The sequence below is a fragment of the Micromonospora sp. DT228 genome, assembly GCF_049841595.1.
Classification (GTDB): domain Bacteria; phylum Actinomycetota; class Actinomycetes; order Mycobacteriales; family Micromonosporaceae; genus Micromonospora.
The window spans coordinates 19,656-40,622 of the sequence record NZ_JBNCKO010000026.1 but is presented as its reverse complement, the minus strand read 5'-3'; the positions used below and the strand labels follow the sequence as shown (position 1 = coordinate 40,622).

Annotated in this window: 22 protein-coding genes and 3 pseudogenes; 9 read left to right on the top strand and 16 right to left on the bottom strand. The window is 68.4% G+C overall.

All coding sequences use genetic code 11. From position 1 onward, the window contains the following. The first annotated feature begins 21 nt into the window (after positions 1-21). Positions 22-1,428, top strand: coding sequence for a glycoside hydrolase family 6 protein (locus ACLQ29_RS32810; RefSeq protein WP_425775250.1), 1,407 nt, complete (start codon positions 22-24; stop codon positions 1,426-1,428). A gap of 110 nt (positions 1,429-1,538) precedes the next feature. Here the strand turns inward: ACLQ29_RS32810 and ACLQ29_RS32805 are convergent, their stop codons facing one another. Together ACLQ29_RS32805 and ACLQ29_RS32800 are read right to left on the bottom strand one after the other, a co-directional pair. After that, complete coding sequence (locus ACLQ29_RS32805; RefSeq protein ID WP_425775249.1) at positions 1,539-1,808, bottom strand: hypothetical protein; 270 nt, start codon at positions 1,806-1,808, stop codon at positions 1,539-1,541. 58 nt (positions 1,809-1,866) lie between these two features. Further along, complete coding sequence (locus ACLQ29_RS32800) at positions 1,867-3,084, bottom strand: MFS transporter (RefSeq protein WP_425775248.1); 1,218 nt, start codon at positions 3,082-3,084, stop codon at positions 1,867-1,869. A 148-nt stretch (positions 3,085-3,232) separates the two neighbouring features. On the opposite strand from ACLQ29_RS32800, the gene ACLQ29_RS32795 reads away from it, so the two are divergent. Beyond that, positions 3,233-3,883: a CGNR zinc finger domain-containing protein gene (locus tag ACLQ29_RS32795; protein WP_425775247.1), complete on the top strand. Its 651-nt coding sequence runs from the start codon at positions 3,233-3,235 to the stop codon at positions 3,881-3,883. On the opposite strand, the gene ACLQ29_RS32790 is transcribed toward ACLQ29_RS32795, so the two are convergent. Next, positions 3,843-4,775 carry an NAD(P)-dependent oxidoreductase gene (locus ACLQ29_RS32790; protein ID WP_425775246.1) on the bottom strand — a complete coding sequence of 311 codons (933 nt, stop codon included), beginning with the start codon at positions 4,773-4,775 and terminating at the stop codon, positions 3,843-3,845. The genes ACLQ29_RS32795 and ACLQ29_RS32790 overlap by 41 nt on opposite strands. A gap of 85 nt (positions 4,776-4,860) precedes the next feature. Between ACLQ29_RS32790 and ACLQ29_RS32785 the strand changes: the two genes are divergently transcribed. Further along, the gene (locus tag ACLQ29_RS32785) at positions 4,861-5,193 is read left to right on the top strand and encodes a winged helix-turn-helix transcriptional regulator (protein WP_425775245.1); all 333 of its coding nucleotides are present in this window, start codon (positions 4,861-4,863) and stop codon (positions 5,191-5,193) included. A 70-nt stretch (positions 5,194-5,263) separates the two neighbouring features. Then, positions 5,264-5,335: pseudogene (locus tag ACLQ29_RS32780) on the top strand (hypothetical protein); the annotation flags it as partial. 263 nt (positions 5,336-5,598) lie between these two features. Here the strand turns inward: ACLQ29_RS32780 and ACLQ29_RS32775 are convergent. Beyond that, entirely contained in the window at positions 5,599-5,943 is a 345-nt protein-coding gene (locus ACLQ29_RS32775; protein ID WP_425775244.1) for a DUF1801 domain-containing protein, read from the bottom strand. 190 nt (positions 5,944-6,133) lie between these two features. On the opposite strand from ACLQ29_RS32775, the gene ACLQ29_RS32770 reads away from it, so the two are divergent. After that, positions 6,134-6,640 (top strand): hypothetical protein, encoded by a 507-nt coding sequence (locus tag ACLQ29_RS32770; RefSeq protein WP_425775243.1) that lies wholly within the window; start codon positions 6,134-6,136, stop codon positions 6,638-6,640. A 17-nt stretch (positions 6,641-6,657) separates the two neighbouring features. Here ACLQ29_RS32770 and ACLQ29_RS32765 read toward each other — a convergent pair whose 3' ends face one another. Next, positions 6,658-7,266: a TetR/AcrR family transcriptional regulator gene (locus tag ACLQ29_RS32765; RefSeq protein WP_425775242.1), complete on the bottom strand. Its 609-nt coding sequence runs from the start codon at positions 7,264-7,266 to the stop codon at positions 6,658-6,660. A gap of 69 nt (positions 7,267-7,335) precedes the next feature. Between ACLQ29_RS32765 and ACLQ29_RS32760 the strand changes: the two genes are divergently transcribed. Then, entirely contained in the window at positions 7,336-8,322 is a 987-nt protein-coding gene (locus tag ACLQ29_RS32760; RefSeq protein ID WP_425775241.1) for a hypothetical protein, read from the top strand. 251 nt (positions 8,323-8,573) lie between these two features. Here the strand turns inward: ACLQ29_RS32760 and ACLQ29_RS32755 are convergent, their stop codons facing one another. The 3 genes and pseudogenes from ACLQ29_RS32755 to ACLQ29_RS32745 form a co-directional block, all read right to left on the bottom strand. Beyond that, positions 8,574-9,800 (bottom strand): IS110 family transposase, encoded by a 1,227-nt coding sequence (locus tag ACLQ29_RS32755; RefSeq protein WP_425775240.1) that lies wholly within the window; start codon positions 9,798-9,800, stop codon positions 8,574-8,576. Between the two features lie 388 nt (positions 9,801-10,188). Beyond that, positions 10,189-10,431 (bottom strand): annotated as a pseudogene (locus tag ACLQ29_RS32750) (nucleotidyl transferase AbiEii/AbiGii toxin family protein); the annotation flags it as partial. Positions 10,432-10,983: 552 nt separating this feature from the next. Next, positions 10,984-11,196: pseudogene (locus tag ACLQ29_RS32745) on the bottom strand (transposase); the annotation flags it as partial. A gap of 324 nt (positions 11,197-11,520) precedes the next feature. On the opposite strand from ACLQ29_RS32745, the gene ACLQ29_RS32740 reads away from it, so the two are divergent. After that, positions 11,521-11,979 carry a hypothetical protein gene (locus ACLQ29_RS32740; protein WP_425775239.1) on the top strand — a complete coding sequence of 153 codons (459 nt, stop codon included), beginning with the start codon at positions 11,521-11,523 and terminating at the stop codon, positions 11,977-11,979. A 1,003-nt stretch (positions 11,980-12,982) separates the two neighbouring features. Here the strand turns inward: ACLQ29_RS32740 and ACLQ29_RS32735 are convergent. Beyond that, on the bottom strand, positions 12,983-13,915 hold the full coding sequence (locus tag ACLQ29_RS32735) for a phosphotransferase family protein (protein WP_425775238.1): 933 nt from the start codon (positions 13,913-13,915) through the stop codon (positions 12,983-12,985). Positions 13,916-13,957: 42 nt separating this feature from the next. Continuing rightward, complete coding sequence (locus tag ACLQ29_RS32730; RefSeq protein ID WP_425775237.1) at positions 13,958-14,242, bottom strand: hypothetical protein; 285 nt, start codon at positions 14,240-14,242, stop codon at positions 13,958-13,960. A 150-nt stretch (positions 14,243-14,392) separates the two neighbouring features. Between ACLQ29_RS32730 and ACLQ29_RS32725 the strand changes: the two genes are divergently transcribed. Together ACLQ29_RS32725 and ACLQ29_RS32720 are read left to right on the top strand one after the other, a co-directional pair. Then, on the top strand, positions 14,393-14,737 hold the full coding sequence (locus ACLQ29_RS32725; RefSeq protein WP_425775236.1) for a winged helix-turn-helix transcriptional regulator: 345 nt from the start codon (positions 14,393-14,395) through the stop codon (positions 14,735-14,737). Between the two features lie 48 nt (positions 14,738-14,785). Then, positions 14,786-15,430 (top strand): NADPH-dependent F420 reductase, encoded by a 645-nt coding sequence (locus ACLQ29_RS32720; protein WP_425775235.1) that lies wholly within the window; start codon positions 14,786-14,788, stop codon positions 15,428-15,430. 550 nt (positions 15,431-15,980) lie between these two features. On the opposite strand, the gene ACLQ29_RS32715 is transcribed toward ACLQ29_RS32720, so the two are convergent. The 6 genes from ACLQ29_RS32715 to ACLQ29_RS32690 form a co-directional block, all read right to left on the bottom strand. After that, a complete protein-coding gene (locus tag ACLQ29_RS32715; protein WP_425775234.1) occupies positions 15,981-16,628 on the bottom strand; it encodes a nucleotidyl transferase AbiEii/AbiGii toxin family protein in 648 nt (215 codons plus the stop codon). Positions 16,629-16,630: 2 nt separating this feature from the next. Continuing rightward, the gene (locus tag ACLQ29_RS32710; RefSeq protein WP_425775233.1) at positions 16,631-17,197 is read right to left on the bottom strand and encodes a hypothetical protein; all 567 of its coding nucleotides are present in this window, start codon (positions 17,195-17,197) and stop codon (positions 16,631-16,633) included. Positions 17,198-17,292: 95 nt separating this feature from the next. After that, complete coding sequence (locus tag ACLQ29_RS32705) at positions 17,293-17,883, bottom strand: DEAD/DEAH box helicase (RefSeq protein ID WP_425775232.1); 591 nt, start codon at positions 17,881-17,883, stop codon at positions 17,293-17,295. Between the two features lie 127 nt (positions 17,884-18,010). Next, the gene (locus tag ACLQ29_RS32700) at positions 18,011-18,907 is read right to left on the bottom strand and encodes an IS3 family transposase (protein ID WP_425775231.1); all 897 of its coding nucleotides are present in this window, start codon (positions 18,905-18,907) and stop codon (positions 18,011-18,013) included. Next, the gene (locus tag ACLQ29_RS32695; protein WP_425775230.1) at positions 18,904-19,206 is read right to left on the bottom strand and encodes a transposase; all 303 of its coding nucleotides are present in this window, start codon (positions 19,204-19,206) and stop codon (positions 18,904-18,906) included. The genes ACLQ29_RS32700 and ACLQ29_RS32695 overlap by 4 nt, the downstream gene beginning before the upstream one ends. After that, positions 19,124-20,965, bottom strand: a complete 1,842-nt coding sequence (locus ACLQ29_RS32690; protein WP_425775229.1) for a TOTE conflict system archaeo-eukaryotic primase domain-containing protein — start codon at positions 20,963-20,965, stop codon at positions 19,124-19,126. The genes ACLQ29_RS32695 and ACLQ29_RS32690 overlap by 83 nt, the downstream gene beginning before the upstream one ends. Between the last annotated feature and the right edge of the window lie 2 nt (positions 20,966-20,967).

Below are 20,967 nucleotides of genomic sequence, written 5' to 3'. Positions count from 1 at the left end.
GTGACCAGGAGGCAACACGTCGTGGCTATCCTCTCCTCGCTCCGCCGCAGATCGGTAGCCACCAGCCTGGCGGCCGTCGCGGGCGCCACCGCCGTCGGCGTCTGCCTCACCGTCGGCAGTGCCTCCGCCGGCACGCTGTCCGGATCGCTCTACCGCGACCCGAGTTCGGCAGTCGTCCGCTGGGTCGCCGCCAACCCCGGCGACTCGCGGGCGGCCGTCATCCGCGACAAGATCGCGAGTCAGCCGCAGGCCCGTTGGTTCGCGAACTTCAACCCCTCCACGGTGCAGTCCGAGGTGTCCGGGTTCATCGGTGCCGCCAACGCGGCACAGCAGATCCCGGTGCTGGCGGTCTACGAGATCACCAACCGGGACTGCGGCGGGGCGAGCGCCGGTGGGGCGCCTGACCTCAACCAGTACCAGACGTGGGTGTCCAACTTCGCCCGGGGACTGGGCAACCAGACCGTCATCATCATCCTGGAAACCGACTCGCTCGCCCTGCTGACGTGCCTGAGCAGCGGCGAGATCAACGCGCGCAACCAGGCGATCTCGACGGCCACCCGGACCATCAAGTCGGGCAACCCCAACGCCAAGGTGTACCTCGACGCCGGTCACTCCACCTGGAACAGCGCGGGTGAGACGGCCAATCGGCTCCGGGCGGCCGGCGTGCAGTACGCCGACGGCTTCTTCAGCAACGTGTCGAACTACAACTCCACCTCCAGCGAGGCGAACTTTGGCCGGGCGGTCATCTCCGCCCTCAACGGCATGGGCATCTCGGGCAAGCGCCAGGTCATCGACACCAGCCGTAACGGTGGCGCCAGTGGTGACTGGTGCGGTGACGACAACAGCGACAGGCGCATCGGGCAGTACCCGACGACGAACACCGGCGACAGCAACATCGACGCGTACCTCTGGGTGAAGCCGCCGGGTGAGGCGGACGGCTGCCGCTACACGGCCGGTTCGTTCCAGCCCGACCTGGCCTACAGCCTGGCCAACGGCGTGCCCAATCCGCCCACCACGGCGCCGCCGACGACCGCGCCGCCGACCACGGCGCCCCCGACCACGGCGCCCCCGACAACCGCTCCGCCGACGACCGCGCCGCCGACCACGGCTCCGCCGACCACCCCGCCGCCGACCGGTAACGGTTGCTCCGCGTCGGTGGTGGTCAACCAGTGGTCCGGCGGTTTCACCGCGAGCGTGACGGTCACCGCCGGCTCCGCGGACATCAACGGCTGGACCACGACCATCACGCTGCCCAGCGGCGCGGCGGTCACCGGCGTCTGGAGCGCCCAGGCCAGCGGCACCAGCGGGACCATCAGCTACACGAACGTGGGCTACAACGGACGGGTCGGCGCAGGGCAGTCGACGAACTTCGGCTTCCAGGGCACCGGCACCGGTCCGGGCGCGACGGCCGTCTGTGCGGCCAGCTGACCCCGCTCGACGTCACGGGCCCGGCGCGGAGCACCACGCTCCGCGCCGGGCCCGTCCGCGTCGGGGCCGGCGACGGATCAGCCGGGACGGCAGCCGGCGGATTCGTCGGCTCAGTCGCTCTCGTCCACGAACCGGTAGTAGCTCATCCGGAAACGTTGCAGCAGGGCCCGCATGAATTCCGGACCGGCCTCGGGCGGCACCCGTTCCGCGCCGACCGGCACGCCGTTGTCGTGAAAATCCTGGGCGAGCGCGCTCCAATCCGGGTCGAGGACGGTCAGCGACACCGCTTGGTCGGGCTGCCAACGAAACTCGGCAACGCGCCGATTGCCGTGCCGGGCCGACGTGTACAGCGCCACGCGGGTTGGCACCTGCTCGGTCATGCCGGCCTCCTGGCCCACTACCGCGGGCACGCCCGGGTCGGTGGCCGGACCTGCGGACTCACACCTGAGCCACGGATTGTCCGACCGATGGTAGGTCGGGATGACGACCGGCGGTCTCCCGGTGTCTTCTCCCGCGGGACATCTCGTGGCCGGCGAGCAACGCGAACGCCGCGGCCGTCAGCAGGCCCCCGAACAACGGGATGACGCGCACCCCGATCGTCGCCAGCAGGCCCGCGCCGATGAGCGAGCCGGCGGCGAGGCCGACGTTGAACGCGACGCTGAGGCTGGCCGACGCCATGTCGGTGGTCGACGGGGCCACCTGCATGACGCGGTGCTGGATTCCCGCGATCAGCGAGCTGAAGGACATCCCCGCCACGGCGAGCAACGGGATCGTCAGTGCCCTGCTCCCGCCAACCGCGTAGAGGCCGAGCATCGCGGCGGTGATGAGCCCGAGAAGTCCCAGCACGACACCGAGCGGGAACCGGTCCAGCACCCGGCCGACCGCCCAGGTGCCGGCGACGCCGAACGAGCCCTGGACGAAGAGCAGCAGGCCGAGAGATGCGGCGGCGAACCCGCTGACGTCGAGGAGGAAGACTGTCATGTAGGTGAACGCGCCCATCGCGCCGGTGACCGCGAGGACGGTGGCGACGAGGAGCACGACGAAGCGGTGTCGATCCGGCAGGGGCCCGACGTCGCCCGCACCCTGAAGTGGCGTGACGCTCGGCAGGAGCAGGGCGACAGCGACGCAGGTGACGAAGCCGAGGACGGCCATCGCGACGAAGGCGGCCCGCCACCCGGCCTGCCCGCCCAACCAGGTGCTCAGTGGCACGCCGAGGACCGGGCCGAGGGCGTTGCCGATCGACAGTCGAGCCACGATGCGGCCTCGGATGTCCGGGGGGAACATCGAGATCGCGACGGGGAAGACCACCGCCCAGAAGACCCCGTTGGTGGTGGCGGACACCAGCCGCGCGGCGAGCAGCACCTCATAGGAGGTCGCGAGGGCCGACACCGTCGTCGCCGCGGCGAACACACCGAGTGCGCCGGCGAGCAGCGGGCGTCGGGGCACTCGCCGAGTGACCCGGGTCAGCGGGAGCGCCACGATCATGACCACCACGGCGTACCCGGTCACCAGCAGGCCGGCCTCGGATCTGGAGCGCCCCAGGTCTGGCGCGATGAGGGTGAGCAACCCGATCGGAAGCACCTCGGTGGTGACGTAACAGAAGGTGGCGGCGGACAGTGCGGCGAGGGCATAGGCCGCGCGACGTCGGTGCGCCATCGGCCACCCCCAGATCCTGGACGCAGTCTAAGCCGCGCCGGCGTGATTCCAGCTAACCTGGTTTTGACGGTAGCATAGACCGACGGAAATCTCGTTTCCCGATCGGTGCGTAACCTCCTTCGATGGCTTAGGGGGTAGCCTTTTCGACATGCCACTCGACGTGTCCCAGCTGCCGTTGGTCGGCGGGCACCCGGTGCTCGACCTGGTCAACACACTCGAACGAGGGGGCGGGTCGCCGCACGACTTCCTGTCCGACAGCTCCGCCCTGCTGCGCTGGTCGGTTCGGGTGGGCGTACTCAGCGACGGGGAGGCCGACCAGGTCGACCGGGCGTGGTGCGACGAGCCCGCAGCGGCGCAGGCGGGACTGGCCGCCGTGCGGGACATCCGTGAAGGACTGCATCTCGTCCTGCTCGCGACGATCACGGACACGGACGGCGCGACGGCGGGTGACCCGGTCGCGGCCGGCGCCGCGCTCGTCGCCCTCCACCAGCGCTGGTCCGGCGCGGCCGCCCGAGCACGATTCGTGCTCGACTCGTCGCGGGTGCGGCTGACCTACGGCACGGTGCCGGCCATGCTGGTGCCCGACCGGATCGCCGGGGCCGCCCTCGACGTCATGCTGACGGCCGACCTGACCCGGGTGCGCCGCTGCCCGGTGCGCGAAGGTGGCTGTGGCTGGCTGTTCCTCGACCAGAGCCGCAGCGGGTCCCGCCGCTGGTGCCGCATGGCCGACTGCGGCAACGTGGTGAAGGCGCGGCGGCTCACCGAGCGTCGCCGTGCCGCCCGGACGGCACGCTCGTAGGCAGCAGGCGAGAGCGCCCCAGCACCTCGGTGACCCGGGTGAACCCGTCGGCGCCGTGGCCCAGTCCGATCACGCGGCGGGCCATGCCCTCGGCCGCGCGCATCACGCCCGCGTCGATGCCGTGGGCCTCGGAGACGTGGACGATGTGGGCCATCGACGACACCGCCGAGGTGATGGGGTTGTCCTCGCCGGAGTAGCTGCCGCTGTCCGCCTCCTCGGCGGCCTGCTCGAAGATCGGCGGAAGGATCGCGCCGATGCCGGCGGCGAACGGTGCCAGCTCCCGCGCGGTGACACCCTCCGCCCGCGCCACCGCCAACGCGTGCGCATAGCCCATCATCGCGGTCCAGAAGACGTCGAGCAACGCGATGTCGTACGCCGCGGCCCGGCCGATCTCCTCGCCCAGGTGGGTGTGGGTGCCGTCCAGCGCGTCCAGCACCTGCCGGTGCTCCCGGTAGAGATCCGACGGACCACTGTGGAGGAAGAATCCGGCGGGCGTCCCGATGGAGGTGATCGGCGTCATGATCGCTCCATCCAGGTACCCGATGCCGTGCCCGGCGGCCCACTGCGCGGTGTCCCGGGCTCGGCCCGGAGTGTCCGCGGTCAGGTTCACCACCGTGCGTCCCTTGAGCGCGTCGGTGACCGCGTCGCCTCTCAGGATGGCGTCCGAGGCGTCGTAGTTCACCACGCAGACCACCGTCAGCCCACTCGCGGCGACCGCCTCCTCGGCCGACCGGGCGGCGACGGCACCCCGCTCGACCAGGTTTCGTCCCCGGCCCGGGGTCCGGTTCCAGACCGTGGTCTTCAGGCCGGCGTCCACGAACGCGCCGGCCAGGGCCCGCCCCATCGGCCCCAGGCCCAGCACCGTGACAGACTTTTCGGAGTACGAGGACATGCTTCAACTCCCAGAAAGTGTAAGAAAAAGAGCGAATAGGACGAAGATGGCGCGCAGTCGTACACAAGACCTGAATGTTTGCGGAGTGACAGCCGCGATCGCTGTGATCGACGGCAAATGGAAGACGGCTCTGCTCTGGCTGCTGGAATCCGGTCCCCGCCGCCCCGGCGAGCTGCGCCGGCAACTGCCGGGCCTCACCGAGAAGGTACTGACCCAGGCGCTCCGTGAGATGGAGGCCGACGGACTGGTGCACCGGGAGGTGCACGAGGGCCTGCCGCTCAAGACCGTCTACTCCCTGACCGCGTTCGGCCGGGACCTCTCCGAAGCGTTGGCTCCCATTGACGACTGGGGCCACCGTCGCCTGGCGAAGCTCACCGAGGCGGTCAGGTCGCCCGCACCATCACCCGCCTCCCCGTAATCCCGGCCCCGCGACCCGCCACAACCAGATTCACCCGGCACCCGACGCGCCGACAAGTACCCACAAAAAAGTGGCTACGGCGCGGGTGAGCGCATCAGGTGAGGATCCGGCGGACGCCGCGCTGCGCGAGGCCCGCGAAGAGACCGGACTGACGGGGTTCACCGTCGTGCGCAAGGCGAGCAGGCACCCACCCGGTTCGAGTGCTTCTGGATTTCGTAACGGGCCGCGTACGTCCTGCAATCCGGCCAGGGCGCCCTCGTCGGCCGGTTGTTCGACTGACCAGGATCCCCACGGCTTGTCGAGGTTGGTCTCGCGCCGGGCAACGCACTCGACGGGCACGGTGCCGGCCCGCGCCGCAGGACGGACGCCGGCCGGCACCACAACTCGATCGCGGCACGCTGGTTATTACAGGCCAGCGCTTGTCTTTCCCAGGATGTCGGCGAGTGCGCCGAAGTCGACGTCCTGCCCTTCGGTGATGTCGACGGTCTTGCGCTCGCCGTTGCCCATCGCCCGGAGGAATCCCTTGACCTCGGGGACGTCCGTCGCGTTGAACACCATGAACGAGACCTTGGCCTTGGCCACCGCGATGACGGCCGCGTAGTGGCCGTTCTTGAGGTAGTGCGGCTTGCCGTACTGGAGTCGTTCCTCCACGCCTGGAACCGTCTTGTCGATCATCGCGCGCAGCTTCTCGCAGACCTCGACCTGCCACGGCTGCGTCTTGTTGATGTACTGGGTGACCTCGTCGTTCACGGTTTCTCCCTCATCGGTGCTCACTGGTCTTCAGAACGTGTCGTAGCCGAGGGTCGGTGACCGCCTCGCTCTTACTCTGCACTGCCACCCGCCTCGGGCGAATCCGCCGGCGGTACCCCCGGCCCGGCTGCGTATCGCCAGATGCCGAAAACGACTGGTGCGTCGCCGCCCCGGCGGGCCAGAGTGAGTCGTGATCACCGTCCAGCGGATACGTGTGCGGTGGAGCGCGGCAGCCCGCGGCGCGCCGCAGGCGAATGCGCGACGCGGGCTGTGTCGTCCGGTGCTGCTTCCTCCGTCACTGCCGGGCGGTGACGTGGTTGTCCACGACGTACTCGCCGATGAGGCAAACGGATACACGCGCCAGGACGGGGTTACCGTTGGCGGCGTGGGGCGTGCTCGCGACCTCGACCTGTGGCTGTCTACGGAAACCGCGAGGTTGGTCGTCGACCGGCTACCCGGCCGGGCCGCCTACCCCCGCCAGAGTGGGCCAGGCCGTCTCTTCACGCTACTGCCGGGGCAGGTCGGCCGGTACCGGGCAAACTTTCGGTTCACCGTCACCACCTGCGCGTGCAATCCGAGCTGGTACTACGAGGATTGGCTGATTCTCGTGGCCAACGACGAGGTGCGACGCGACGAGTTCATCGCCCGCAGGCCCGACCATGACGTCGACCACCGCGTTCACCTCTACGGCGGGTGATGCCGGCGTACGGCTGACTAGCGTTTATCCGCGGTGGCTGGCGCGATCTGGTCGAGGTGTGCAGCGATGGTGGCCTTGGCGGTTGCGTTCGAGGTCCGGCCGGGGCGCAGGAGGGCATGCAGGATCACGCCGTCGACGAGGGCATAGAGACGCTCTGCCTCGTCCAACTGATCGAGCCCCGGCCGGAGCGCACCGGCGTCGGCCAGTCGTCGGATCATCGTGGTGAAGGCCTCGGTGAGACTTTTGTCGATGTCCCTGCGCAGGTCGGCCATTGTCGGTTCGACGACGGCGCGTGCCGTGAACGCGAGCCACACCTCGCACTCGCCGCGCCGTGGCCGGTCCAGCGGCAGCATTTCGTCGATCATCGACCGGACCACCGCACGCTGGTCGCCCGTGGTGTCCACGGCTCGGATCCGCTCCTCGATCCGTTCTCCCACCAGCCGTAGGGCGAATCCGAGGAGTTCGGACTGGGTGGTGAAGAAGTGGCGCAACGAACCCATCGACAGGCCGGCCTCGCGTGCCACGTTTCGCACGGATGCCTGCTCAAGGCCGTCGCGCATCACGATCCGCCAGACCGCTTCGGCGAGCTCGGTCCGTCGGGCCTGCGCATCCACCAGCTTCGGCACCACTTTTTATAACACACTCGTGCTACCTTCTTGTGCTAACACAACTGTGCTAGATAAACGGGGGCATCTGTGTCACGTCGAGAACATCCCTGGCTCACGGCAGCGGTGGTCGGTTGGATCGCACTCAACGGCGCGGTACTGCTCCTCGCGCCCGGCGACGCCCCCTTCGACTGGCCAGCGCAGCACGACCCGCCATCCGGGCTCGGCCAGGTGATCGCCGCTCAGGGCACCCTCGTCGAGTTGGTACTGCTCGCCGCCGTCGCATACGCGCTCACCCGTGGTCGACCCGCGCCGATGATCGCCGAGCGCGCACCGACGCTCCCGACCGCTCGCTGGGAAACAGGACTCGTCCTGGCGTACGGCGTCCTCGCGCAACTCGGTGGACTGCTCATCGCCCGAGGGCTCGGCTGGCACCCGATCGGCTTCCACCTGGCCGGCACGCTCGTCGGCACCACCGATCCGGTCGGGCCCGCCGAGGCGCTCGGCTGGGCCACGTACAACGTCGTGGTCTACGCACTGTTGCCACTCCTGTGGTTCCGGCGGCGTTACACCGCCCACCAGATGTGTCTGCGCTCGGCGGATCGGCGCGGCGATGTCATCCTCATCCTTGCCGTGCTGGTCCTCGAATCGCTCGCGCAATGGGTGGTGCTCGGCCACGCGTTCGCCGGCCTGGCCCCGGGCCAGCTCGCAGTCGGAGTGCCACTGACATTCCTGCTGTACTTCGCTGGCACGGTGCTGCCCACAGTCATCTTCGTGCAGGGCATCCTCGTCCCCCGATACGCCCGTCTGACCGGCTCCACCACCGCGACCCTCGCCCTCGGCGGCCTGACGTACGCGGCACTGCACGTGTTCGAGGGCTGGGGCAGGTTCGGGTCGCCGCGCGAGGCCACGCTGACGATCCTGTTCGTGCTCCTCATCTACACGCTGCCCGGCGCGTTCAAGACCTGGCTCACCGTACGGACCGGCAATGCCTGGGTGCACGCCTGGGCGTACCACGCCTTCGCACCACACACGATGCACGACACCGGGTTGATAGTTCGGATCTTCCGCCTCTGAAAGGTGCGGCTCTGCCCCCGGCACGCCCGTGTGGTCGTCGGTAGGGGCGGTCCGCCGGGTCAACGCAGGTGAACGCGGGTCACTCCCTGCCAACGCGGGTCGGCCCGCAGGTCGTTACACTGACCACTCGCGCCCCCGTAGCTCAGGGGATAGAGCATCGGTTTCCTAACTCGAAAATCGAACCGTGCGTAGACACGCGGCAGCATCCCGCGTCGCGAAGCGGCGTGGGATGGGTCGTGGTGTGGCGGTGGTTAGGCGGCGAGGTCGAGGGTGACGCGGTAGCCGAGGGCTTCGAGTTGGTGGATGTGGTTGCGTTTGCGGCGCTCGGTGTCGGTGCGGCTGAGGTAGAAATCGGCGCCGAGGTCACGGAACCCGGCTGTGGGGTCGGACAGCAGGTGCCAGATGATCGTCAGGATCGAGCGGCCGACTGCGACGATCGCGCGTTTGGCGCCGCGTCGTCGGGCGATGCGTCGGTAGCGTTCGCCGAGGAACGTGTTGGTGCGGGCGGCGGAGACCGCGATCTGTCCGAGGACGCGGGCGAGGTAGCGGTTGCCGTGCCCGGTTGATCCGTTGCCTTTGCGGCGGCCGGCTGATTCCTTGACGCCGGGGGCGAACTTGGCCCAGCCGGCCAGGTGGGCCGGGGTGGGGAAGCGGGTCATGTCCACGCCGATCTCGGCGATGATCGTGGCAGCGGCGGCCGAGCCGATCCCGGGGATCTCACGTAGTCGGGCCGCCGCGGGGGCGAAAGGGGCCAGGTGCGCCTCGATCCGGGCGTCGACCTCGCGGATGTCGGCCTCGATCTGCTCGACACGGGTGATCATCTTGCCCAGCAGGAACGCGTGATGATCCGTGAAGTGCCCGGTCAGCGCCTCCCGCAGGTCGGGGATCTTGCGGCGCAGGCTGGAACGGGCCAGCTCGGCCAGGGTGTGTGGGTCACGCTGCCCGGCGATCAGCGCGGCCATCATCGCCCGCCCGGAGGTGCCGAACAGGTCGCTGACCACGACCGACAGTTTGATCTGCGCGTCTTCGAGCAGCTTCTCCGCCCGCTGGCGTTCCGCGCCGGCCTCGGCGATCAGATCGACGCGGTAGCGGGTCAGGTCCCGCAGCATCCGGATCGGCGCGGGTGGCACGAAACTCGGCCGGATCATCTGCCGCTCGGCGACCTTGCACAACCACACCGCGTCCAGCTTGTCGGTCTTCGGCCGCCCCGGTAGATGCTTCACGTCACGGGCGTTGACCAGCCACACCTCGAACCCGTGCGCTTCCAACAGGTAGAACACCGGCTTCCAGTAGTCACTGGTCGCCTCCATCACCACCCGGGTCACCCCCAGCGCGGCCAGCCGTTCAGCCAACCCGGTCAGCGAACGGGTCATCGTCGGATAGGTCCGCACCTCCTGCAGCCGCCGTCCGGGCTTCGCCTCGTCCGGCACCCGCGCGCAACACACCAACGACGCCTTACCGATGTCCAACCCCGCCACACGCGTGATGATCTGCTCTTCATCCTGGGCCTGTTCCAGCAACCGAACCCCTCCCCACCAGCGCGAACATCAGGGCGGTCGCTCGCGGCAGCCACAGAACGGGTGAATCTAACTCGCGTGCTCGCAGCAACAGTGAAGGGCCCATAACGCGGCTACCAGCGTCCGACTAACCCACGACCTCGTACGGACCAAGGAGATACGACGTCAGCGAGCGACCAACACGATTTTCAGCCCGGAACGGGCCGCATCGCCAGAGGCGACAGGGACTAACCCGACGCTCCGCCGATGTTCGCAGGGCGATGGCTTTCTGCTTTCTGCCTGTGTGTGCCGGTCGCTTTGCGGCCTTGCTGCGATCGCTTGCCGAAGATCAGCTGGAGCGCTAGCTGACGCGCTGCACGAGGGCGAGGAGGTTTTCGCGGGTGTAGCGGCCGGATCGCAGCGCGGCGTCGAGGTCGATGAAGTCCCGGGCGAACGCTCGTCCGTAGAGGGCGCTCATCTTGTTCGCGACCGCGTCGTCCGGGTGCAGTACCGGTCCGATCGCCATGAGGATCGGTTCGTTGGCACGCCAGTCCACGCCGAGTTCGACCTTGGAGACCCGCACGCCGTCGGTGACAGCCAGCCGGGCGAGGGTGTATCGGTCGGCCGCCGAGCCCGGTACGGGCGAGGCGTTCGTGGAAGGGGTCCACCGCTACGCCGCGTTGCTGCGGGTCGCGGCGAGTTCGGGGAAGGTCTCTTCCCAGCGTTGGCGGAGTTGGGGTGGCAGCCAGAGGGTGGGCCAGAGCTGCTGGAGGAGGTCGGCGTCGAGCCAGGTGTTCAGATCCTCGACCGTACTGGCTTCGGTGAGCACCACCTTGTACATGCTGGCCAGGCGCGCGGTCCGGTCGAGGTCGTACTCGGCCTGCCCGGACCAGTCGAGATGACGCGGAAGCGTCACCGTGCCCTCGGTCGGGCCGTGCAGCGCGGTAAGGGTTTCGGCCACTACGTAGGGCCTCCGGTCAGCGTAGGGCCGGTAGTCCGCCGGCGGCTGGGGTGATGTCCTGCGTCGGCTGATGTTTGTCGCCCGTCGGACTTCCGGTCGTAGCGCCTGACGGATCGTCTCCCGGCTGTGCCCGGTGGCATCCAGCTCGACGACGCCGAGCAGCGCATCGTGGACCTCGTCGCGGAGGGCGGCCTCGTGCACCTGGCGGGCGTCGTCGGCGCCGGTGAGGCGGTGCGTGCGACGCAGCCCGGCCATCGCCTGCTCGGCCCGACGGCGGTGCGTCAGCAGCCAGTCCGGAAAGTACGAACCAGTGCGCAACTTCGGCACCGCCAGGTCGATCGTCCCGGCGCGGGTGTCCCACTCCCGCATCCGGTATCCGTTGCGGGAGTTGACCCGCTCGTCGCTGCGCTGCCCATAGCCGGGAGGCGGTGCTAACTTTCCGTCGACTATCAGGCTGGCAGGCCCGTTCGGCGTGCGCTTAGTACTGCGGCTGAAGTACTAACTCCGCCACTCACGATGAGTAATCGGTGGACGTGAGATGACACCCGGATCGCGGCTCAGATCAGTGCACGCGGTCAGCGCGTGACGCTTCGAATCGGAGACAGCCCACGTCTGTCATGATATCGGTGCAACTGGATCCGACGACGGCACCGCGTCCAAGGCCATCGCCCCCGCCCTCAACGACCTCCGGCACTGCCGCTTCGGATCGACTACATCAGCTGGCATAGCTGGAGGTGCTTCATGCGAGAAAACCATCCCATCGATCGACTCGTGGTCGCGCTCGAAGACGAGGTATCCGCATCAATCGTCAGCACGATGCAAGCGTCGATCGAAAGGCTTGCTGGCCGGCGGACCTGGGTCCTCGGTCCGCCGGTCTTCCTTGACCAGTTAGATGAGCACGGCTCTGACTGGGTGGGGTTCGGGCTAATGCTTTATACAGCTCTGCCCCCTTGGGGAGAGCAGATCGATCCTCAGGTGGACAGGGCGCATCTTGAGGAGGTAAAGGAGCTGCTCGGCGAAGTCTGTCGTATCTCGGATGAGTATGGTGCCTCATTCCAGGCTGAGTACGCCGGCGAACTTGTAGGCATGGTCGAGTCTGGTCAGATGGACTCTGGGCTTGAGGTCACACTGATAGGCGAGTGGGAGCGTGTTCTCAACGCCGCGAGCCCCCGTGGAATGACACCGGGCAGCAGCGCATGACGTGGTCGATGGGTGTCCCGCAGACATGCCCTCGATTCGACAGATCCGGGCACCGCCGTCCCCGCTTGCGGTGACTTAGCGTAGTCGACGAATGCTCGCGGCCTGCCCTCGCGGACGCGCCGACGTCAATGGCTGCTGTGTACTTCATGGCGTACGCGGCTCTGCAGTTCGAGGCGTACGCGGACAGGGCCTGCCCGTAGTTTCCAGCGCAAAACAACGATTAGCCTGGTCAGGTGAGCTGCGGGGTCGGCGTCCGGCTGATCTTGGCTGAGGCCTGGGCGAGGGGACGCCGTGGCAGACGATTCCGCTGCCAGAGACATCACGACGCTGAGGCTGCCTGGAATCGGCTGGCTGCTGCAGTGGCGCGGCGATGGCTTCTGGCGAGACCTGAACGACGCCCAGCATCACGACGAACTGAACGGCACACGCGTGCCGACCCAGGAGACTGGGTGTGCTGGAGCGGGCTTGCCCAGCCGCAGGCGCGAGGCGGCGAATGGGGCGGGGTCGCGACGTGGTGGCCTATCTACGGTGAACTGCCCGGCAGCGCCGCCCCGAGTGTCGTACTCGCCGACGGGACACGTCCGCCGGTGATCCTGCTGGCACGAGTGTGGGCATGCGAGTGGCGCGCCGTGGCCCAGCCGGCGACAGTGCGCGTGAAGGGCGAACAATTCGACTTTGTTTTCGCCGAGCCGCAGTACCGACCGTTCCTTGGCTGACATCGCCCCGTGTGCCGTGATCTGCGGTTGCGTGTCACGAGGGGGTGCACACCGGCAGGGACCGGTATTCAAGTGGTCTGTGTTCGAGGCCATTTCTGCGATCGAGTCACGCTGTGTGAGCGTCGGATGTGCTGCCTATGGGTTCGCGACGAGGACAGCCCTCTGTCGATCGGCTGGGGCCCTGTGATTCCGGTCGAGCGGGGCCGGACGTATCGGGGGTCAGTACGCGGTGAGGTGGGTGGGCTCCTTCGCGTCGAAACACAGTGCGTACAGCTTCAGGGGCACGGTCACGTCCGATCGGTGAGGATGTCGGGGCGGCGGGTCCCCAGCCAGGCCAGCAGAGCTTTCGCCTGGGCCCGCTGGAAGGCCCGGACGGCCGGTGCCGCCGGCGGTGGTGGCAGCAGGGAACGGCTGACGAAGTAGCCGGCACCGGCGACCAGGATCGTGTCCAGGTCCTCCCCATCGGCCTCGCGGGTCAGCGGGTGCTCGTTGAGTAGCTGTTCGACGTCGACGCCGTGCATCGCGAGGCTCGGGGTCATCAGGACCAGGTCGAACCAGCCGGCGCCGGTGCACGCGTTGGGCCAGTCGACGATCCGGACCCCGCCGGCCGCTAGGATCATGTTGTCCAGCCGCAGGTCACCGTGGACCAGGGCGGTTCCGTCGGCGGCGTCCGTCCAGCGTTTCTCCCGGGCGGCGAGCACGTCGATCGAGGCGCCGGCGAGCTCCGGGTAGGCGGCGGTGACCGCTGTCCACGAGGCGGCGCCGGCGATGTCGCGCCAGCCGGTGAAGTCCTCGGCGAACTCGTCGACGAGCCGGGGCAGGCCCGGTGGTCCAGGCGTCTCTCCCAACGCGGCCACCGCCGTCATTACCGGGTCGAGGTCGGCGATGGCCGGGGTGCGGCCGTCGACGTGCTCGAACAGCATGACGATCCAGGTCCCGTCGTCGTGCCACCAGAGCAGGCGGGGGCTCGGCGTCTGCGGCGGCAGCGCCTCGGCGATCCGGGCCTCACGCAGATAGGCCCCGGCCACCTCGGACGTGTGCCGGGCGATCGCCTTCACGAAGAACCGGGCGCCCGACTCGCCGGCCACGGTCGACGCCACACCGGGGGTGAACCCGCCGGATGCGCTCGCGATCTCGTGCAGCGGGGTGGCCACGGCCTGCTCGGCGCGGTTCCGGAGGGAGTCCGGGATGTCGGACCAACGCAGCCGTGTCAGGTTCATGCCGTGGCACGCTACCGCCGGGCTCCCCCACGGGCACCGCATTTAGGGGCCGGTCGGCCCGTGAGTTGATCTTGTAGGAGTCTCCGCTGCCCGGCCTGCTCGGGCGGGTGTCGAGACCGTGATGGTCGCCTCGTCGTGCTCGCGGAGCAGTCGCAGGACGGTCGCGGGGGACGGGTGCTGGCCCTTCTTCTTGCCCTTGGTGATGACGAGCCGGGCGGCGATGTCGCGCAGGCTCAGTTCCTGGTCGCGTAGGTGCAGGGCCATAGACAGCATGTGGTCGTCGGCGCCGCCGGCGCCGCCGACGGACATCGACCAAGGTGCGCTCATTGCGGCTACGGACACCGCCGCCCCGCCTTGGCGGCGAGCGTGGGGATGTGAAGGATGCGACGGCCGACTGCGCCAAGCGGTTCTGCCATGCTCGAGCAGGCCCCGGGCTGACCGCCGGAGGGCATGACGAGAAGCGAAGGTGGGCGTTGCGTGAGTGACTACGACGTGTTTCTCGCTGACTGCCCTGCCCGTACGACGCTTGAACTGGTGTCTGACACCTGGTCGGTGGTCGTGGTGTTCGGGCTGGGACGTGGTCCGCAACGCTATAGCGATCTTCGCGATCGAATCGGCGGGATCAGCAAGAAGATGCTCACTCAGACACTGCGCAAGTTGGAGAGCAACAACCTCGTGGAGCGACGAGTCCTGGCTACCGCGCCCGCGGGCGTGGAGTACCGGTTGACCCACCTCGGGCAGAGCCTGCTCGGGCCGGTGTCGGTCCTCGCTCGGTGGGCCGAGGACCATGCCGACGACCTTGCCGTCGACGACGGCAGCTGATCAGGCGGGGAACCGGATGGTGCCCCACGGCTGCCTAACGTCGCTGTCATGAAGATAGGTGTTCTTGGTGCCGGAGTGATGGCCGATGCGCTCGGCACCCGATGGGCGGCGGCCGGCCACGAGTTGATGATCGCGGGCCGGACGGCAGTCAAGGCCGACGCGTTGGCCCGTAAGTGGGGCGCCCGCGCCGGCAGCTTCGAGGAGGTGGCCGAGTTCGGCGACATCGCGCTGATCGCGGTCCTCTACCAAGGCATGACGGCAACCTTGGCCGAGATCGGTGACGGGTTGCGCGGCAAACCGATCGTCGACTGCAACAACCCAGTCGAGATCGAACACTTCACACTGGTCACCGAACCCGGCCGGTCGATGGCACAGCAGATCGAGTCGGCCACCGGCGGTCACGTCGTCAAGGCGTTCAACCTCTGCGAGGCGCATGTGTGGCAGATGGAGCCGCCGGTATTCGACAATCGCCGTCTCGTGGTTCCCTACTGTGGTGAACATTTTGCCGCACTGGACATGACCCGGCAGCTCATCACCGACCTTGGCGGCGAACCACTGCTGATCGGCGACCTCCGACACGCGCACCACCTCGAGGCCATGGCAGCAATCGTGATCTCGCTGTTGTTCGGCGGACGTGATCCGTACACGGTCTTCAACCTCGTGGATCGGGCCACCCACGGCATCGATGCGTAGCTGAATCGCCGGCACATCGTTGGCCACAGCCGCAGAGCTATCGGGCAGCCCGTCGAGATGTGTCTACTCGGACGCGCAGTCATCAAGCATGAGCGGGCGTTGCGGGCCGAAGGACAACCCGATATTGATCTTGTTGATGGTCGCCGTGTGGTCTCCAGCGGAGGTCACCCCGGGTCAATCCGTGCCACTGCAGGTCGGCCGGAGTTAATGATCATGGTTGCCGACCGGCCCGGTGTGGTCGCCGTGTGGTCGTCGGTCGGGCGGTTCGCCGGGTCAACGCAGGTGAACGCGGGTCACTCCCTGCCAACGCGGATCAACCCGCAGGTCGTTACACTGACCACTCGCGCCCCCGTAGCTCAGGGGATAGAGCATCGGTTTCCTAAGACGACGCTCCGTCGGTGTCCACGAGCCGACGGCCTGCGGCTTTCCTACTGTCACCCCTTGCGTGCCGGTCGCTTCGCGGGCTCGCTGCGATCGCTTGCCGAAGATCAGCTGGAACGCTGTGGGTCCTCCGGGTGCAGCTTGACATTGCCGCGAGTCGGGAGCCGAGTCATCCCTCCTCGTCGTCGAGCAGATCGCGGCGCCACTCCGCGAATCGGCTTCGGAGATCGTCCAGCGCTGGGCCGGTGACGCCGTACTGGGCGAAGTCCTCAGGATCGAGCAGGGCGGCTTGTCCGAGGGCGTCGGCGAAGACGCGCCGGTCGAAACCACGGTCGGCGCGCTGCACGAGGGCGAGGAGGTTTTCGCGGGTGTAGCGGCCGGATCGGAGTGTGGCGTCGATGTCGATGAAGTCCCGGGCGAACGCTCGTCCGTAGAGGGCGCTCATCTTGTTCGCTACCGCGTCGTCGGGGTGTAGTACCGGTCCGATCGCCATGAGGATCGGTTCGTTGGCACGCCAGTCCACGCCGAGTTCGACCTTGGAGACCCGCACGCCGTCGGTAACGGCCAGCCGGGCGAAGGTGTCGTACTGCCGCTCGGTCTCGACGGTCAGGCCGTCCTCTCGGTAGGCGTGCACGACGGCGGTGACCGCGGCGGTGAACTCCCGCCGGCGGTCCCAGGCGGTGAACAGGTCGACGTCCTCGCTGGGCCGCTCGAGGAGTCCGGCGGCCTGGACCGCGTAGCCGCCGGCCAGAGCGAAGCCGTATCGGTCGGCCGCCCCGAGCCCGGTACGGGCGAGGCGTTCGTGGAAGGGGTCCACCGCTACGCCGCGTTGCTGCGGGTCGCGGCGAGTTCGGGGAAGGTCTCTTCCCAGCGTTGGCGGAGTTGGGGTGGCAGCCAGAGGGTGGGCCAGAGCTGCTGGAGGAGGTCGGCTTCGAGCCAGGTGTTCAGATCCTCGACCGTACTGGCTTCGGTGAGCACCACCTTGTACATGCTGGCCAGGCGTGCGGTCCGGTCGAGGTCGTACTCGGCCTGCCCGGACCAGTCGAGATGACGCGGAAGCGTCACCGAGCCCTCGGTCGGGCCGTGCAGCGTGGTAAGGGTTTCGGCCACTACGTAGGGCCTCCGGTCACCGTAGGGCCGGTAGTCCGCCGGCGGCTGGGGTGATGTCCTGCGTCGGCTGATGTTTGTCGCCCGTCGGACTTCCGGTCGTAGCGCCTGACGGATCGTCTCCCGGCTGTACCCGGTGACCCGCTGCAGATCCACCGGTCGCCAGCCGGCCGCATGGAACGCCCGCAGTTGCTCGTCCCGCTCGGTCAACGCGGCCGCCCGCGTCGCCTCGTACCGGGAGACAACCCCATGCAGCTCATCCTCGGAGAACCGGCTCATGCTCGTCAGCCTACTACGCTAGGCCAAGCGCGCTTGGCTTTCGGTTATTTCCGGGTTACCGGCGGGACCAGCCATGTGATCACGATCGGATGCACTCATGTTCTGGTGAAGCCGAGTGCTCGATACCCGGGCATGCGGCGTGGGAGTGAGGCGGCGAGGATGGGGGTGGCCGGGTCGTGGTAGTCGTGGACCTCGGCGACGTCCTTGCCGGGTGCGGCGCGGATGACGCGGCCGGCGCACTGGACGAGTAGGCCGTCGTAGGAGATCGGGCCGGCGAGGAAGAGTGTGTCGAGGGCTGGGGCGTCGAAGCCTTCGCCGATGAACGGTGTGGTGCCGATGACGAGCAGGCCGTCGCCGGTCTTGGCGCCGTCGAGCCGGTGAACGATGGTCCGCCGTTCGCTGGTGCTCATCGCGCCTTGGAGCACGAGCGCCTGATGTCCGCGTGCGGCAAGCAGAGCGGTGAGTGCCCCGACCTGGGCGACCCGTCGGGTCGGGACGAGACAGTTGCGACCGCGGGTCAGGGCTACGGCGACATCTTCGGCGATCTGGGTGTTGCGGGGCTCGTCGAGGGCCAGTCGCCGGTGTACCTCGGCGAGCGCGCCGGGGGCGTCAAGGTCGACGTCGCCGGGCTGGAAGATGGTCTCGTGGATGAACAGCGCTCGACGGGGTCCGGCGTCGGTGTCCATCGCTGCCGCGAGAGTGCCTTGTTCCTCGTCGGCCAGGGTGTGCCGGACGGGTCCGAGTTGCCAGGTGACGAGTTGGCCGAGTGGGCTTGACCCGTTTCGACGGACAGGGTCGATGTGTTGATCTTAGTCAGGCTGCCTGGACCGTTGGTAGAAGGTGCGAGCCGGTGGCTTCGAAGGCGGCGGGGCTGAGGTAGCCGAGGGTCGAGTGTCGGCGGCGGGTGTTGTACCACCCTTCGATGTACTCGAATATGGCTTGGCGGGCGGCTTGGTGGGTGGGCCATGGCTGGCGGTGCAGTAGTTCTGTTTTGATGGTGGAGAAGAACGATTCGGTGACTGCGTTGTCCCAGCACTGCCCGCGGCGTCCGACGGACAGGCGGATGCCGTGACGGTGCGCGAGGCGGGCGTGTTGGGCGCTGGTGTATTGGCAGCCGCGGTCGGAGTGGAAGACCAGCCCGGACGTGGGTCGGCGTCGCATGAGGGCGTCGGTGAGGGCGGCGTCGATGAGGTCGGTTTTGAGGTGGTCGGCGATGGCCCAGCCGACGATGCGGCGTGAGGCCAGGTCGATGACGGTGGCCAGGTAGAGCCAGCCCTGCCAGGTGTTGATGTAGGTGATGTCCCCGCACCAGCGGGAATCGAGGGCGCCCGGGTTGGTGGTGAAGTCGCGCCCGATGAGGTCGGGGCGTCTGCTGGCGTTCGGGTCCGGGATCGTTGTGGTCCGCCACCGGCGAGGGCTTTTGCCGGCCAGGTCAGCGGCGCGCATCAGCCGGGCGACGCGTTTACGGCCGTGCCGCATGCCGGCGTCGACGAGGTCGGCGTGGATGCGTGGCGCCCCGTAGGTGCCCTTCGACGCCGCATGAATCTGGATGATCTTCTCGGTGAGCTGGGCATCAACGTGCCCGCGGACGGACTGGACACCGGATTTGCGCTGGTAGTAGGCGGACCTGGAGACCTCGAGCAGCTCACACGCACGCTTGACGTTGTGTTCGCCGGCTTGCTCCGCCTCGATGAACGGGTGCACGTTCACCGGGTCTCCTTCGCGAAGAAAGCCGTCGCCCGCTTGAGGATGTCCACGTCCTCGCGCAACCTGCGGTTCTCCCGCCTCAACTGCGCAAGCTCGTCTCGTTCACTGCTGGTCAGCCCGTCGGTGCGGGTACCGGCGTCGAGGTCGGCCTGCTTGACCCAGTCACGCACCGCGGTCTCGGTCAGGTCGAAATCCTGGCTGACCTGCCGAATCGTGCGGTCACCGCGCTGGCACAACTCGACGATCTCGGCCTTGAACTCCGGCGTGAACGAACGCCGAGGCCGAGGCCGCTTCTTTCCCATGCTCTCCATGATGATGGACATCCTCCCGGAGACCCCAGGTCCCCTGATCTCGGATGTCCGTCAAAACGGGGCAGGCCCAGAGGCCGTCGCGTCGGGTGGGTGTGGCGGTGAGACCGAGCCAGAACTGCGCGGCGATCCGTTTGACCGAGTGCTCGTACGCGGCCGCGCCGAGGTGGTGGCATTCGTCGACGATGACGTGCCCGTACCCCTGAGTCAGGGTGGCGACGTCGTCGCGCCGTGCCAGGGAGGGCAGCAACGCGATGTCCACCGTGCCCGTGAGCTTGCGTCGGCCGCCGCCGAGTTGCCCCGGCCTCAATCCGACGAACTGTTGGATCCGGGTGCGCCACTGGTCAGCGAGGGCTTTGCGGTCGACGAGGACGAGGGTGGAGGTGTTGCGTTCGGCGATCACGGCGCAGGCCATGACAGTCTTGCCGGAGCCCGGTGGGGCTACCAGGATCCCGTCGTCGTGGGCGAGAAGCGCGCTGACCGCGTTGGCCTGCCTGCTGGTGAGTTCGGCGGTGAACGCGGCGTCGATCTCGGTCCCGGGGTTTCGTGCGTCCGTGACTGCCAGCCGGGATCCGGCGCGCTCAACGATCGTGGTGATGGTGTGCCGCAGGCCCCGCGGGAGGACCAAGCGGTCATCGAGGGTGAGGTCGTAGCCCTGGATGAAGCGTGGGGTGTCCCAGGTGGACTTGCGGAGTCGCTGCAACTCGTAGAACTTCGGGTTGGCCATGGCGGCGGCGTGCTTGAACGTCGCCAGCGCGGCGGGGGTGAGCTGTCTGGCGTCGATGCTCAGCCCGGCGCCTACCTCCGCGTCAACCACCGGAGGGAGCGGAGGGTGGACCTGGGTCGCGGCGGACCGGCTCATCGTGGCGACGTCGGCACCGGTGACGGCTTGCTTGGCCTGCCGGGCGACGTGTTCGGCGTCGCCGGGGCTGAGCCGGTCCAGCGTCGACAGGAACGCCCACTGGTCCGCGTGCGGCTCGAGGGTGCCGAGGTCGAGAAACGTGGTCAGCCCCTCCTTGCGGCGGCGGCCCTGCAGCGGTGCGGCGATGAGGTTGCCGAAGCCACCCTCGGGCAGGACGTCCTGGTTGGGGAAGAGACGGTCGTACGACCGCAGGTCCATCGACCCGCGCAGCACCATCGCCTCGCGCAGCAGGACCGTGCCGACGGCGCGCGCGGTGGCCGCGGGAACAGCGCCGGTGAAGAAGATCCACACGTGGGCGCCGCGGCCTGACTGGGAGATCTCCATCGCGGCGGGCACCGCGCTGGCTCGTGCCGCTTTCACGTAGGCGAGGGCGTCGAGCATCGCCGTCGGCCCGTCGAAGTCGGCCACGACGAAGTGGCAGGTGTTGCCGGGCATCAGTGGGTACAGGCCCATGAACACGTCGCCGACCAGATGCGCCGCGACGACCTCCGTCGTCCGGGGCAGGTAGGCGGCACCCCGCCGGTCCATACCCTTACGCCAACCGCCCGCGACCGCGGGCATCCAACCGGCGGCACCGGTACGGACGTTGTCCCACCGCACGGCGTACACGTCGGCCCGTGCCCGGAACCGGTCGACGAACAACGCCAGCTTGTCCCGAGTCGGCGAAGCCATGGTGACCAGCCCTGGCGGCTCAACCGGCGCGGACAACTGCTCCGGCGCCGCAGACGTGTCCTGGCCGCGCAGCTCCAGCAGACGCGCCAGCCGGGCGTTCTCCGTCCGTAACCGCTCCACCTCCCGCCGAAGATCGACGAACTCGGCTACCGAACCCATGC

Excerpts from the sequence above, each read along its gene's own strand:
- ACLQ29_RS32805 (WP_425775249.1), bottom strand. The coding sequence starts at position 1,808 with ATGACCGAGCAGGTGCCAACCCGCGTGGCGCTGTACACGTCGGCCCGG.
- ACLQ29_RS32800 (WP_425775248.1), bottom strand. The coding sequence starts at position 3,084 with ATGGCGCACCGACGTCGCGCGGCCTATGCCCTCGCCGCACTGTCCGCC.
- ACLQ29_RS32705 (WP_425775232.1), bottom strand. The coding sequence starts at position 17,883 with ATGGACACCGACGCCGGACCCCGTCGAGCGCTGTTCATCCACGAGACC.
- ACLQ29_RS32735 (WP_425775238.1), bottom strand. The coding sequence starts at position 13,915 with ATGAACCTGACACGGCTGCGTTGGTCCGACATCCCGGACTCCCTCCGG.
- ACLQ29_RS32790 (WP_425775246.1), bottom strand. The coding sequence starts at position 4,775 with ATGTCCTCGTACTCCGAAAAGTCTGTCACGGTGCTGGGCCTGGGGCCG.
- ACLQ29_RS32730 (WP_425775237.1), bottom strand. The coding sequence starts at position 14,242 with ATGAGCGCACCTTGGTCGATGTCCGTCGGCGGCGCCGGCGGCGCCGAC.
- ACLQ29_RS32740 (WP_425775239.1), top strand. The coding sequence starts at position 11,521 with ATGCGAGAAAACCATCCCATCGATCGACTCGTGGTCGCGCTCGAAGAC.
- ACLQ29_RS32795 (WP_425775247.1), top strand. The coding sequence starts at position 3,233 with ATGCCACTCGACGTGTCCCAGCTGCCGTTGGTCGGCGGGCACCCGGTG.
- ACLQ29_RS32690 (WP_425775229.1), bottom strand. The coding sequence starts at position 20,965 with ATGGGTTCGGTAGCCGAGTTCGTCGATCTTCGGCGGGAGGTGGAGCGG.
- ACLQ29_RS32710 (WP_425775233.1), bottom strand. The coding sequence starts at position 17,197 with ATGAGCCGGTTCTCCGAGGATGAGCTGCATGGGGTTGTCTCCCGGTAC.
- ACLQ29_RS32720 (WP_425775235.1), top strand. The coding sequence starts at position 14,786 with ATGAAGATAGGTGTTCTTGGTGCCGGAGTGATGGCCGATGCGCTCGGC.
- ACLQ29_RS32695 (WP_425775230.1), bottom strand. The coding sequence starts at position 19,206 with ATGGGAAAGAAGCGGCCTCGGCCTCGGCGTTCGTTCACGCCGGAGTTC.